Origin of the sequence: Massilia brevitalea (assembly GCF_030711405.1) — a bacterium.
GTDB classification, from domain to species: domain Bacteria; phylum Pseudomonadota; class Gammaproteobacteria; order Burkholderiales; family Burkholderiaceae_D; genus Telluria; species Telluria brevitalea.
On the sequence record NZ_JAULSI010000017.1, the window covers coordinates 32,088 to 44,874 of the forward strand.

Here is a 12,787-nt window from a genome sequence, read left to right on the forward strand (position 1 = left end):
AATGCGTGCCCCTCGTTGGCGTCGAAACGCGGCGTTAACGCATGCGACCCAAAACCAGCGTTCGCGGCATGCCCCGGGACGCATTTGCGACACGCAGCCTTTCGGGTTTGAACGCAGCCAACACGACGCCACATTCCGCGTGGGCACAGCGTGCCCACCGTACGGTCCAAGCCGCAGGCCATCATCATCGGCCGCAGTGCATCATCACCAGCCGCAGGCCATATCCCCCCGCACCCCATGTCCATCAGCCGCGGGTCGAAATTATTCGCCCAGATACGCCGCCTGCACGCGCGGGTCGTGCAGCATGTCCTGCGCATTCCCCGTCATCGTGATCGATCCCGACTCCATCACATACCCCCGGTGCGCCGCCTGCAGCGCCAGCTTGGCGTTCTGCTCGACCAGCAACATCGTGATCCCCTGCCGAGACACGTCGCGGATCACCTCGAAGATCTTCTCGACCATGATCGGCGCCAGCCCCATCGAGGGCTCGTCCAGCAGCAGCAGGGTCGGGTGGCACATCAGCGCGCGCGCCATGGCCAGCATCTGCTGCTCGCCGCCCGACAAGGTCCCGGCCAGCTGTGCCGAGCGCTCCTTCAGGCGCGGAAACACCGTGTACCACTTCTCGATATCCGCCTCGATCCCCGCCTTGTCGTTGCGCGTATACGCGCCCATCAGCAAGTTCTCGTGGATCGTCATGCGCGTGAACACGCCGCGCCCTTCCGGTACCATGGCCAGCTTGCGCTGCACCAGGCGGAAGGACTGGCTGCCGCTCAATGGCTCACCGAGGTAGGAAATCCGACCCTCGACCTTGGCCGTCGGCAGCGTGCCGGTGATGGCTTTGAGGGTCGTGGTCTTGCCGGCGCCGTTCGCGCCAATCAGGGTCACCAGTTCGCCCTTGCCTACTTCCAGGTCGACGCCCTTGACCGCCTTGATGCCGCCATAGGCCACCTGCAGGCCCTCGATTTTCAGGATGCTGCCGCTCATCAGTGCGCCCCTCCCAGGTAGGCCGCGATCACCGCCGGATTCTTCTGGATCTCGGCCGGCAAGCCTTCGGCGATGCGCTTGCCATACTCGAGCACGGTAATCCGGTCGCACAGGCCCATCATCAGTTTCACGTCGTGCTCGATCAGGAGCACGGTCTTGCCTTCGTTCTTGATCTTCACCAGCAGCTCGCGCAGGGCCAGCTTTTCGGTGGCGTTCATGCCGGCCGCCGGTTCGTCCAGCGCGAGCAGTTGCGGATCGGTGGCCAGGGCGCGCGCGATTTCCAGGCGGCGCTGGTCCCCGTACGACAGGAACCTCGCCGTGCGATGCGCAAAGCGGCCGATGCCGACGAAATCGAGCAGTTCCTGGGCCCGGGCCCGGATCGCCGCTTCTTCCGCGCGCGCCGCCTTGTGGCGGAAGATGGCGCCGAACACGCCCTGTTTTGTCCGCACGTGGCGCCCCACCATTACGTTTTCCAGCGCGCTCATTTCGCCGAACAGGCGGATGTTCTGGAAGGTGCGCGCGATCCCCGCCCTGGCCACCGCATGCGGCGCCGATGGCGAGTAGGGCTTGCCGCCCAGCTCGAAGGTGCCGCTGTCCGGCTGGTACAGCCCGGTGATGACGTTGAAGAAGGTGGTCTTGCCGGCGCCGTTCGGGCCGATCAGGCCGACGATCTGGCCGCGTTCGATGCGGATCGCCACGTCGGTCAACGCCTGCAGGCCGCCGAAGCGCTTGTTCACGCCGGAGATATTCAGCAGGATCTCGCTCATGCCTTGGCCTCTTGTTCTTCGTCGCGCGCCAGGGCAGCGTTCGGGCGTTCTTCCTTGTTCGGCGAGGGCCACAGGCCGGCCGGGCGGACCAGCATGATCAGCACCAGGGCCAGGCCGTACAACGCCTGGCGCAATACCTCGGCCTCGACCAGCTTTTCGCCGAACAGGGCAATCTGCGCCGGTTCCACCACGTGGCGCAGGATTTCCGGCAAGGCCGCCAGCAGCACGCCGCCCAGCACCACGCCCGGGATGTGGCCGATACCGCCCAGCACCACCATCGCCAGCACGGCGATCGACTCGGTCAGCGAGAACGATTCCGGCGACACAAAGCCCTGGAAGGCGGCGAACATGGCGCCGGCCACGCCGCCGAACGAGGCGCCCATCGAGAACGCCAGCAACTTCACGTTGCGGGTATTGATGCCCATTGCCTTGGCCGCGATCTCGTCTTCGCGGATCGCCACCCAGGCCCGCCCCAGGCGCGAATGCTGCAGGCGGCTGGTGATGAAGATGGTGGCGATGCACAAGCCGAGGAACAGGAAATAGTAGGCGTTCACCGAAGGCATGCCGTAACCGCCGATGAACACCGTCGATTGCGAACCGGCCTCCCCCGCCAGCGACACGCCGAAGATACGGATCGGATCGACCATGTTGATGCCCTGCGGGCCGTTGGTGAAATTGATCGGGTCGATCAGGTTATTCATGAAGATACGGATGATCTCGCCGAAGCCGAGCGTCACGATGGCGAGATAGTCGCCGCGCAATTTCAGCGTCGGCGCGCCGAGCAGTGCGCCGAAGAAAGCCGCCACCAGGGCCGCCAGCGGCACGATCGCCCACACCGACAAATGGATGCCGTTCTGCCGGATCTCTTCGCCGAACAGTGTCACCAGCCATTCGCCCAGTACCGGGTAGTTATAGACCAGCGATTCGAGCAGGGCCGCGAACTGCGGCGAGGCGAACAGCCCGGTGAGATAGGCGCCGACGGCAAAGAAGGCGATGTAGCCGAGGTCGAGCAGGCCGGCAAAGCCGACCACGATGTTCAGGCCCAGGGCCAGCATGATGTAGAGCAGCGCCAGGTCGATGATGCGGACCCAGGAATTGCCGTACTGCGAGGCAAAGAAGGGGAAGGCGATCATCAGGGCCAGCAGTAGGGCCATGTTGATGCGCGCCTTGTGCGGCTGGTGCTGGAGGTCGAACGTGATCAGGGACATGGTCGGCTCCTTAAGCGCGGTCGGCAACGCGCTCGCCCATGATCCCGGACGGACGCACGGTGAGCACCAGGATCAGCACCACGAAGGCGAAGATGTCCTGGTAATGGCTGCCCAGCAAGCCGCCGGTGAGGTCGCCGATGTAGCCGGCGCCCAGCGCTTCGATGATGCCGAGCAGCAGGCCGCCGATCATGGCGCCGTAGATGTTGCCGATGCCGCCCAGCACGGCGGCGCAGAAGGCCTTCAGGCCCGGCAGCACGCCCATGGTGAAGGAAATCGTGGCGTAGTTCGCGCCCCACATCACGCCGGCCACGGCGGCCAGTGCCGCGCCGATGGCGAAGGTGGCGACGATCACGCGGTTCGAGTCCACGCCCATCAGCCCGGCCACGCGCGGGTTTTCCGCCACGGCGCGCATTGCACGCCCCATCTTGGTGCGCTCGATCAGCAGCACGAGTGCAAACATGGCAATGGCCGCCAGCGCCAGCAGCAGCACCTGGGTCTGCGAAATCATGGCGCCGCCGATCATGATCGGTTCCGACGGCAGCACTTGCGGGAAAGGCAGCGGGTTGCGGCCCCAGAACGGCATGGCCATCACGAAGGTCTGGAGCAGGATCGAGACGCCGATGGCGGTGATCAGCGGCGCCAGGCGCGGTGCATTGCGCAGGCGGCGGTAAGCTACGCGCTCGATCAGCACGTTGACCAGGATCGCCACCGGGATCGCGCCGAGGATGGCGATGGCCAGCTGCAAGTAGCCGGGCAAGCCAGGGAAATAACTTTCCAGGGCATGCAGGATCGACAGGCCGACCATGGCGCCGATCATCAACACGTCGCCGTGGGCGAAGTTAATCAGGTTCAGTACCCCGTAGACCATCGTGTACCCGAGCGCGACCAGTGCGTACATGCTGCCTAGCACCAGTCCGTTGAGTATCTGCTGGACAAAAGTCTCCATCGTTTCGCTGTCTCTTTCTTGGATAACAAAAACGGCACTTCGGAATCCCGAAGTGCCGCTCCATGGCTTGACGTCGTTTCACTGGCAAAGACACTGCAATCTTTATGCCAGCAGGGTCAAACAGTTGCCACGACAAAAATTCCGAGCGTCGCCATCATAGCCAGCTTTTTGAAAAACCAACAACGGAAAATTGTCGTGCTGCGTTTGTTATCGAAAGAAAGCTTATGCCACCTCGGCGCGCACGCCGTCCAGGCCCTTCGGCAGCGGGAAGGTGACGTTCTCTTCCACGCCTTCCAGCGCGCGCACGCTGGCCGCGCCCAGCGCCTTCAGGCGGTCGATGACGGCCTGCACCAGCACCTCGGGCGCCGAGGCGCCGGCCGTGACGCCGATGCGCTTCTTGCCTTCGATCCAGGATGGCTCGATCTTGGTGGCGTCGTCGACCATGTAGGCCGGCGTGCCCATCTTCTCGGCCACTTCGCGCAGGCGGTTCGAGTTCGAGCTGTTCGGGCTGCCGACCACGACCACCACTTCTACCTGCGGCGCCATGAACTTCACCGCTTCCTGGCGGTTGGTGGTGGCGTAGCAGATGTCGCCCTTCTTCGGCTCGATGATGTTCGGGAAGCGGCGCTTCAGGGCGGCGATGATTTCCAGGGTGTCGTCGACCGACAGCGTGGTTTGCGACACGTACGCCAGCGACTCGGGATTGGCCACCTGCAGCTTGTCCACGTCCTCGACGGTCTCGACCAGGTGCATGCCCTCTTCCGCCTGGCCCATGGTGCCTTCGACTTCCGGATGGCCGTCGTGGCCGATCATGATGATCTCGGCGCCCTGCTTGCGCATTTTCGACACTTCCACGTGCACCTTGGTCACCAGTGGGCAGGTGGCATCGAAAATCTTCAGGCCGCGCACCTCGGCTTCGGCGCGCACGGCTTTCGACACGCCATGGGCCGAGAACACCAGGGTGTTGCCGGCCGGGACGTCATCGAGCTCCTCGATGAAGATCGCGCCCTTGTTGCGCAAATCGGCCACCACATAGGCGTTGTGGACGATTTCGTGGCGCACATAGATGGGCGCGCCGAACTGCGCCAGGGCGCGTTCGACGATCTCGATGGCACGGTCGACGCCGGCGCAAAAGCCGCGCGGCTGGGCAAGCAGAATCTCGTTTTCCATAACTTTCCTTTTACAGGACCGACAGCAGTTTCACTTCGAATTGCAGGGACTGGCCAGCCAGCGGGTGGTTGAAGTCGAACAGCGCGGCATCCTCGCCCATCTCGCGCAGCATGCCGGCAAAGCGGCCGCCGCCGGGCGCGGCGAAGTCGACCAGGTCGCCCGCCTTGTAGTCGGCGTCGGGCACCGAGTTTTCGTCTAGCGTGGCTTTCGAGACCCACTGGATCAGTTCCGGGTTGCGCTCGCCGAACCCATCCGCGGCGCTGAGGGTGAAGGTCTTGTGCTCGCCTTCCGCCATGCCGAGCAGGCGTTCTTCGAGGAAGGGCGCCAGCTGGTTCTGGCCCAGCATCAGGGTCGCGGGATTGGTGCCGAAGGTGGTGACGATGTCGGTGCCATCGGCGCTGGAAAGACGGTAGTGCAGGGTCAGGTAAGCCGATTCGGTAACGACGGCCGGGGAAGCGTTGGACATGTTCTTGGAAGTGACGGACACGATGACGGACAAGGCGCTATTGTAAGGCACTGCCGCCCTTCCCGCCGCCGGGCGCTGCTTTTTTCGGCAGCAAGACCGGTGCATGACGTCGTTTTGATCCTGCGTGCCGCTCCTGCGCATCGACATGATGACGCACAAACATTCAAATTTTCATGCGCTCGAATAGGGATGCCAAGGTGCTGTCGCTGCTATCGTCGAATCCATTTCTAAGAGGCAATTTTATTATGGAGGAAGCGTCATGGCATCGAATGAATCGGATCTGGTATATGCGGGATTTTGGCAGCGCTTTGGCGCCTTGTTTCTGGACAGTTTACTCATTTACATTTTGTTGTTCGTGATCCTGTTGATTTTCTTCGACATTGGCGACATCGCCAATCCGGAAGCCAGCCCCGGCCTTGCCGGCGTGCTGGTCCTGTATGCGCTTCCGCCGGCGTTGATCATGACGTTCTGGATCAAGAAATCGGCGACACCGGGCAAGATGGCCATTGCTGCCGTCATCGTCGACGCAAGAACAGGCGGCAAGCCCACCACGAAACAATTTCTCATCCGTTATCTCGGTTATGGACTATCCACGCTGCCCTGTTTTCTTGGCTACCTCTGGATTGTGTTCGACGCCCGTAAGCAAAGCTGGCACGACAAACTTGCCGATACCGTAGTGGTAAGGCGCAAGGCCGGCATGTCGGAACAAGTCCGTTTCGACAAGCCGCTGAATGAACCAGCCAGCTGAGGGCGCAGCGACATCGGCAGGGCGCTATGCGTTGTATTGCGTCTTGCCGATCATGATGCTACCGTTGCTCCGCACGGCCACCCGGCCGCTTTCCATGGAGCCAGCTGGTGCTTGATGAAACGCAATATGAATACGCCGGCTTCTGGATTCGCGTTGCCGCCGCCGTGATCGATTCCATCCTGGTGATGTTCATCGCCATTCCCTTGCTGATGGCCGTGTACGGCAGCGACTACTGGATGAGCGACCGCCTGATCCAGGGACCGGCCGACTTTCTCATTTCCTATGTACTACCGGCGATCGCGGTGATCGCCTTCTGGATCGCACGCGGCGCCACGCCGGGCAAGATGCTGCTCTCGACCCAGGTGGTCGATGCGAAAACCGGGCTGAAACCGACGCCCGGCCAGTCGATCGGCCGCTACTTCGGCTATTACGTGTCGACGATCCCGCTTGGGCTGGGCCTGCTGTGGGTGGCCCTCGATCCGAAAAAGCAAGGATGGCACGACAAGCTGGCGGGTACGGTCGTGATCCGGCGCAAGCAAATAACGCAGCCGGTGTCGTTTACACGCCAGTCCTGACGCGCGCTGCGCCCCGCACACATCAGCGCCAGATCAGCACCGCCTTTTCCATGCTGCCCATAATCCTTGGCGGCGAGCCGTTCCGTGCCGTGCGCTGCAGCGCCGGGCGCCGGCCGCCTCCCCTTCCTTCATGATCCAAGGAGCAACATGGGTATCAACGACTGGCCGGAACAGGACCGGCCGCGCGAACGGCTGGCGCGCGAAGGCGCGGTGGCATTGTCGAATGCGGAACTGCTGGCGATCTTCCTGCGCGTGGGCGTGCGTGGACGTAACGCGGTGGAACTTGGCCAGCACATGCTGGAACACTTCGGCTCGCTGCAGCGCCTGCTGCACGCCACGCCGCAGGAATTTTCAGAAGTAAATGGCCTGGGCATGGCCAAGTACGCGCAATTGCAGGCGGTAATGGAACTGTCGCGCCGGGCCATCGCCGAACAATTCTTCCGCCAGGCCCTGTGCTCGCCCGATGTGGTGAAGAACTATCTGCGCGGCAAGTTCGGATTGCAGGCCTACGAATCGTTCGTGGTGCTGTTTGTCGACGTCAAGAACCGCCTCATCGATGCACAGGAAATGTTTCGCGGCACACTGACGCATACCAGCGTGTATCCACGCGAAGTGGTCAAGGCGGCGCTACGCCGGAATGCCGCCGGCGTGATGCTGGCCCATAACCACCCGTCCGGCGAATGCGCACCCAGCGAGGCCGACCTCAGCCTGACCCATGCCCTGAGCCAGGCGCTGGCCCTGATCGACGTGCGCGTGCTCGACCATTTCGTAGTGGCAGGCACCCAGGTCCATTCGTTTGCCGAACACGGGCAGCTGTAACGGCGCGGCGCGGCTCAGACCGGCTTACTTACGCAGCAGGGCTTCGAACTTCCCCTGATCGAGGAACTTCGTGTAGCCACTGATCGTGGCGGACACCTCGGCGTTGGACATCAGTTCCATCATCGCCACTTCGCCCAGCGAGCGGAAGGCCGACAGCATGCCCTGGCCGCCTTCGGCCTGCATGACCGCGCGCGATTGTTCGGCACAATTGTCGATCAGCAGGCGGGTCACCAGTTGGGCCATGCCCCTGTCGGCCTCGGTGCGGATGGCCGGGGTGATCGTGGTCAGCTTGCTCATTTCCGGATGGGCCGACATCGAAATGAAGATCCAGCGCGCCAGGTCGGTACGGTCCTTGCCGTTAGTGTTGCTTTTGAGGCATTCACCAAGTTGGTTAGTTACAGGATTAGCCATGGCAGCTTGGGAAGTGATGAGTGCCAGACCCAGGAACAGACTTGGAAGGATGCGCATATGCCGCTTTCTTTATCAAAAAGGAATTTAAAAGTGGCATTACTTTAACATTTTGCGTTTTGGAAATACAAGCCGTGTTGCTTGTCGTTGACAACAGGCGATGCTGGCAATTGTCTGTTAACTGTTCAGTTAACCGCGTGAAAACAAGGCGCTAGCCCTGTTTTCACAATTGTTAAATTTAAGTCGGACCGCAAGACACCATTGTTTTTCGCAAGTGATTGATTCCGCGATGGTTTTCACGCTATACTCTCGTTTTTCCGAATTCGGAAGTTTATTCTTAAGGAGTGCGCTATGGCACGTGTCTGCCAAGTTACTGGCAAGGGAGTTATGGTTGGCAACAACGTCTCCCACGCAAACAACAAAACGAAACGCCGTTTCCTGCCTAACCTGCAGAACCGTCGCATCTACGTCGAATCCGAAAACCGTTGGGTCTCGCTGCGTTTGTCGAACGCCGGCCTGCGCGTTATCGACAAGCTGGGCATCGACGCCGTTCTGGCCGACATGCGCGCTCGTGGCGAAAAAGTCTAATTAGGGAGCTATCATGGCAAAAACTGGCCGCGACAAAATCAAGCTGGAATCGACCGCAGGTACCGGTCACTTCTACACCACCACCAAGAACAAGCGCACGATGCCGGCGAAGATGGAAATCATCAAATTCGACCCGAAAGCACGCAAGCACGTTCCGTACAAGGAAACCAAGATCAAGTAATTGGTCCTGTTTCAGTACACGAAAAGCCGTCCACGCAAATGGGCGGCTTTTTTATTGCCTGTTCCAGCCGCTACAACGGGCAGGGACGAAAAAAAAGCGGGCAATGCCCGCTCTTCTGTTGACCGCTTGCGCAGCGTTTATGCCTTGTTGGCACGCTTGCGTGCCGCGACGCCGGCGCCCAGCATGGCGATGCCGAACAGGGCCAGCGAACCCGGCTCCGGCACTTCGGTTGCCAGCTTGAACTGGCCATTGTTTGAGAACAGGAAGTATTGGCCCGACTTGTTCGCGTAGGTCGTGTTCTTCTTGCAGCCATTGCCTTTGAAGCCGGAGAACTCGCACACCAGCTCATTGACCAGGGTCTGGGTCGGCTTGCCGATGTTGTTGGCGTTGGTAAAGGCAAACGACAGGATGGATTCCGTCGACAGATCCTTCCCTTTGCTGTTGAAGAAATAACCTTCTTTCAATGCGCCGACTTCGGCCGACGCCAGCACGCTGACCTGGCCATTCGAGGTCGGCTTGCCGCTTGCATCCACCAGGCCGCCGCCGCCGGCGAGCACGTTGAACTTGGCGATCGCCGTACCCTGGTCGGCGCCATAGATGCCCACGGTCGAGGCGTATTGCTTGACCGGATTCTGGTACATGGTAATGGTGCCGCCCGTGAACGTGAAGGCGCCATTGAAGGTGCCGGTGCCGGTAGCCTGAAAGACCGCGCTGATGTTGCCGCCGGCATAGTTTGACGCAAACGAAGAGCCATTGCTGTCGGCCTGCATCAGGTTGAAGACGGCGTGTTCGACGAACGAGAAGGAATTCGTACCGGTCGGGGTCAGCTGGATGAAGGCGTTGCCGTTGACGTCCAGGTATTCATTGATGGTCTGGCCCTTGGCAAAGCCGCCGCCATTAGGATTGAAGACCCAATCATTCATGACTGCGCTGTTTGCGGCAGCGTTGGCGTTGGCGAACGAAAAGGCCAGGGCGGCAACACAGGTCAGCTTGCTCAGGAGTTTCATCATTAGCTCTTTATTAGTGGAAAACGATTTTGCGGATACGAAACTATAAGCAATTCCTGTGCCTAAAAATTATTTATCATTGGAATCAGTTACTTAAAGGAATCTCGGATGTATTGACATCAGGTGGTGTAAGAAAACTCGACAGTACCCATGCAGCTCGCATGACTTACCTGCCTGCTAATAAAAAAACGGCTCCCGAAGGAGCCGCTTTCTCAACGTGAAGCGCGCTTATGCGTAGCTGCGCAGACGCAACGAGAACTCCTGCAGCGACTTAATGCCCGAGGCTTCGGCACGGGCGCACCAGTCCTGCAATTGCTGCAGCAGCTGGTCGCGGGTCGAGTGCGAACGCTCCCAGATGGCGCCGAGTTCCACGCGCATCTGGTGCATGGTCTCCAGTGCCTTGCTGTGCTTGAACAGTTCGATCAGTTGGGCTTTTTGCGACAGTTCCAGCTTGCCCGGCTCGCGTTGCAACAGCTTGCGCGAGGATTTCAGGAAGCGCGCTTCGAGTTCGGCCTTGTGCTTCAGGTGCTCGAATTCCTCGTGGAAGGCGTGCTTGACCGACTTGGCATACTTGGCCATCACGTCGTAGCGGTTGGTGATCACCGACTGCAGGGTTTCCAGGTCGGCTACCGCTTTGTCCTTGGCCAGCCTCGGCTTTGGCGCAACTTTCTTCACTTTTGCCAGTCCAACCATTTCCATGGCGCGGATATAGGCCCAGCCAAGGTCGATTTCGTACCACTTGCTCGACAGCTTGGCCGAGGTGGCATAGGTGTGGTGGTTGTTGTGCAGCTCTTCGCCGCCGATCAGGATGCCCCACGGGAAGATGTTGGTGGCCGCATCGTTGCAATCGTAGTTGCGGTAACCCCACCAGTGGCCCAGGCCATTGATGATGCCGGCCGCGGTAATCGGGATCCACAGCATCTGGATGGCCCAGATGCTGATGCCGATCACGCCGAACAGGATGAAATTAATCACCAGCAGAGCCGAGACGCCGGCCCAGCTGTAGCGGGTGTACACATTGCGCTCCATCCAGTCGTCCGGCGTGCCGTGACCGTACTTCTCCATCGTTTCCTTGTTCTTGCTCTCGACGCGATACAGCTCGGCGCCTTCCAGCAGCACTTTCTTGATGCCGCGGGTTTGCGGGCTGTGCGGATCTTCCTCGGTATCGCACTTGGCGTGGTGCTTGCGGTGGATGGCAGCCCATTCCTTGGTCACCTGGCCCGTGGTCAGCCACAGCCAGAAGCGGAAGAAGTGGCTCGGAATCGCATGCAGTTCCAGCGCGCGGTGCGCCTGGTGACGGTGCAGGTAGATGGTGACGCCGGCGATGGTGATATGGGTCACCACCAGCGTGTAGATCACGACTTCCCAGGCGCTCAGGCCGACGAGGCCGGTCGTCATGAATTCCAGCACCGAATGCAGGATATTGCTAAAGGTCATTACTGCTCCAAGTTAAGGTCAGACTGTACTGCGCGCCGATCTTTCTGTGAGGCAGTCGCGCGAGGCAGCGCGCACGCGCCGGCCAAACAACCCCGCATTCTACGCACTTCTCATGACGCACGGCACGAACGGCGCACATAAATGCGCTTCTGTGCGAAACGTGCGCCATCTCGTTAATGAATATGCACTAGGTTGATTGCGGTGCAGGCGGATTCTGCGGTGGCAGTCCGAGACGGATGGCGCCGGCATGTACCAGCGCATAGATGTTCCGGTTCACGGCCGAGATCACGCCGCCGCTGCCCTTCTCCGGATCGACGATCGAAAAGCCCAGTTCGAGCTCATAGCCATGCGGTCCGAAGGCGTTCAGCTGTACCGAAGGCGCCGGCTCGGCCACCACGCGCTCGACCTCGTCGGCCTGGCGCGCCAGCAGCGCCATCACCTCGTTCAGGTCGCTGTCGTAGGCCACCGTGATCCTGGTGTTCAGGCGCACCGCCTTATTCGTTCCCGACTGGTTTGTTACGACCCCGGTGATCAGCATCTCGTTCGGCAGCAGGGTCTGCGTACCGTCAAGCGCCTGCAGCACGGTGTAGCGGGTATTGATGCGCGCTACCCGGCCCGCATACTTGTCGACGGCGATCGGATCGCCGATCGACAAACTGCGCTCGAACAGGATGATGAAGCCGGACACATAGTTACTGGCAATACGTTGCATGCCGAGACCAAGGCCGACACCGAGCGCACCGCCGAAGACCGACAACACCGTCAGGTCGAGCCCGACCAGGCCCAGGCTGACCAGCACCGATACCAGGATCAATATCGCCCGCCCCATGCGCGCCAGCACCACGCGCAGCGAGCTGTGCATGCCATCGAGGCGCATCAGGCGCTCCTCCAGCGTGGCGCCGGCCCACAGCGCCAGCATCATCAGGACGACGACGGAGGCGACTGCCTGTAGGATCGCCAGCAAGGACGCATGGTTCTTGCCAAGCGGGATTTGCCGGTATTCGAGGAAATGCAGGATGTCGGGCCATTGCCCTGTGAGATACAGCGCAACGCCGACCCAGACCACCAGCGCCAGCACCTTCTCGAAGGTCTGCAGCGCGGTGCCGAGCGGGCCACGCCGCGCAAACACGCGCCGCAGCAGGTAGAACACCATGCGGATCAGGGCCATCGACGCAAACAGCGGCAAGGCCACGGCCAGCAGGTGCACGTTCTGGTACTGGGACAGGATGCCCTTGGCCAGCCACACGCCGCCGGTAATCAGGAGCGGCGCCAGTACGCGGCCGAAGCCTTCCACGCCGATACGGCGGATGGCCCCGGCGTTGTCGTCCTCGTGCAGCCAGTTGCGCCGGATCAGGCGCGCCAGCAGCAGGCCGACCAGCACCGCGGCAACAATCGCCAGCGCCTGCCACAGGATGCGCGGGTTACTGATGTCCTCGAGCAGGTCCTGCAGCAGGTCGGTCAGCGGCATGTTGCGCACGGTGGG

The 12,787-nt window shown here is 61.1% G+C and carries 15 protein-coding genes; 5 read left to right on the forward strand and 10 right to left on the reverse strand.

Annotated elements, in window-relative coordinates; all coding sequences use genetic code 11:
- Positions 1 to 261: 261 nt before the first annotated feature.
- The 6 genes from QWL29_RS12540 to QWL29_RS12565 all read right to left on the reverse strand — a co-directional run bounded on the left by QWL29_RS12540 (position 262) and on the right by QWL29_RS12565 (position 5,541).
- Positions 262 to 984 (reverse strand): ABC transporter ATP-binding protein, encoded by a 723-nt coding sequence (locus QWL29_RS12540; protein ID WP_305823228.1) that lies wholly within the window; start codon positions 982 to 984, stop codon positions 262 to 264.
- Positions 984 to 1,751 (reverse strand): ABC transporter ATP-binding protein, encoded by a 768-nt coding sequence (locus QWL29_RS12545; protein WP_305823229.1) that lies wholly within the window; start codon positions 1,749 to 1,751, stop codon positions 984 to 986. Before QWL29_RS12545 ends, QWL29_RS12540 begins: the two co-directional genes overlap by 1 nt.
- Positions 1,748 to 2,959, reverse strand: coding sequence for an ABC transporter permease subunit (locus QWL29_RS12550; RefSeq protein ID WP_305823230.1), 1,212 nt, complete (start codon positions 2,957 to 2,959; stop codon positions 1,748 to 1,750). The genes QWL29_RS12545 and QWL29_RS12550 overlap by 4 nt, the downstream gene beginning before the upstream one ends.
- Positions 2,960 to 2,969: 10 nt before the next feature.
- Positions 2,970 to 3,905: a branched-chain amino acid ABC transporter permease gene (locus QWL29_RS12555; protein WP_305823231.1), complete on the reverse strand. Its 936-nt coding sequence runs from the start codon at positions 3,903 to 3,905 to the stop codon at positions 2,970 to 2,972.
- A gap of 222 nt (positions 3,906 to 4,127) precedes the next feature.
- A complete protein-coding gene (ispH, locus tag QWL29_RS12560; RefSeq protein ID WP_305823232.1) occupies positions 4,128 to 5,075 on the reverse strand; it encodes a 4-hydroxy-3-methylbut-2-enyl diphosphate reductase in 948 nt (315 codons plus the stop codon).
- 10 nt (positions 5,076 to 5,085) lie between these two features.
- Positions 5,086 to 5,541: an FKBP-type peptidyl-prolyl cis-trans isomerase gene (locus QWL29_RS12565; RefSeq protein ID WP_305823233.1), complete on the reverse strand. Its 456-nt coding sequence runs from the start codon at positions 5,539 to 5,541 to the stop codon at positions 5,086 to 5,088.
- A gap of 259 nt (positions 5,542 to 5,800) precedes the next feature.
- Here QWL29_RS12565 and QWL29_RS12570 point away from each other — a divergent pair, with 259 nt between their 5' ends.
- The 3 genes from QWL29_RS12570 to radC all read left to right on the forward strand — a co-directional run bounded on the left by QWL29_RS12570 (position 5,801) and on the right by radC (position 7,683).
- Positions 5,801 to 6,289 carry an RDD family protein gene (locus QWL29_RS12570; protein ID WP_305823234.1) on the forward strand — a complete coding sequence of 163 codons (489 nt, stop codon included), beginning with the start codon at positions 5,801 to 5,803 and terminating at the stop codon, positions 6,287 to 6,289.
- A gap of 107 nt (positions 6,290 to 6,396) precedes the next feature.
- On the forward strand, positions 6,397 to 6,864 hold the full coding sequence (locus QWL29_RS12575; RefSeq protein WP_305823235.1) for an RDD family protein: 468 nt from the start codon (positions 6,397 to 6,399) through the stop codon (positions 6,862 to 6,864).
- A gap of 147 nt (positions 6,865 to 7,011) precedes the next feature.
- Positions 7,012 to 7,683 (forward strand): RadC family protein, encoded by a 672-nt coding sequence (radC, locus tag QWL29_RS12580; RefSeq protein ID WP_305823236.1) that lies wholly within the window; start codon positions 7,012 to 7,014, stop codon positions 7,681 to 7,683.
- Positions 7,684 to 7,707: 24 nt separating this feature from the next.
- On the opposite strand, the gene QWL29_RS12585 is transcribed toward radC, so the two are convergent.
- Positions 7,708 to 8,151, reverse strand: a complete 444-nt coding sequence (locus QWL29_RS12585) for a hypothetical protein (RefSeq protein ID WP_305823237.1) — start codon at positions 8,149 to 8,151, stop codon at positions 7,708 to 7,710.
- Positions 8,152 to 8,442: 291 nt separating this feature from the next.
- Here QWL29_RS12585 and rpmB point away from each other — a divergent pair, with 291 nt between their 5' ends.
- Both rpmB and rpmG read left to right on the forward strand, forming a co-directional pair.
- Complete coding sequence (gene rpmB / locus QWL29_RS12590; protein ID WP_005665737.1) at positions 8,443 to 8,679, forward strand: 50S ribosomal protein L28; 237 nt, start codon at positions 8,443 to 8,445, stop codon at positions 8,677 to 8,679.
- A gap of 10 nt (positions 8,680 to 8,689) precedes the next feature.
- Complete coding sequence (rpmG, locus tag QWL29_RS12595) at positions 8,690 to 8,860, forward strand: 50S ribosomal protein L33 (RefSeq protein ID WP_182991897.1); 171 nt, start codon at positions 8,690 to 8,692, stop codon at positions 8,858 to 8,860.
- 137 nt (positions 8,861 to 8,997) lie between these two features.
- On the opposite strand, the gene pepA is transcribed toward rpmG, so the two are convergent.
- The 3 genes from pepA to QWL29_RS12610 form a co-directional block, all read right to left on the reverse strand.
- Positions 8,998 to 9,867 carry a flocculation-associated PEP-CTERM protein PepA gene (gene pepA / locus QWL29_RS12600; protein WP_305823238.1) on the reverse strand — a complete coding sequence of 290 codons (870 nt, stop codon included), beginning with the start codon at positions 9,865 to 9,867 and terminating at the stop codon, positions 8,998 to 9,000.
- 228 nt (positions 9,868 to 10,095) lie between these two features.
- Complete coding sequence (locus QWL29_RS12605) at positions 10,096 to 11,265, reverse strand: DesA family fatty acid desaturase (protein WP_441295507.1); 1,170 nt, start codon at positions 11,263 to 11,265, stop codon at positions 10,096 to 10,098.
- Between the two features lie 226 nt (positions 11,266 to 11,491).
- Complete coding sequence (locus tag QWL29_RS12610; protein ID WP_305823302.1) at positions 11,492 to 12,772, reverse strand: mechanosensitive ion channel family protein; 1,281 nt, start codon at positions 12,770 to 12,772, stop codon at positions 11,492 to 11,494.
- Positions 12,773 to 12,787 lie beyond the last annotated feature (15 nt).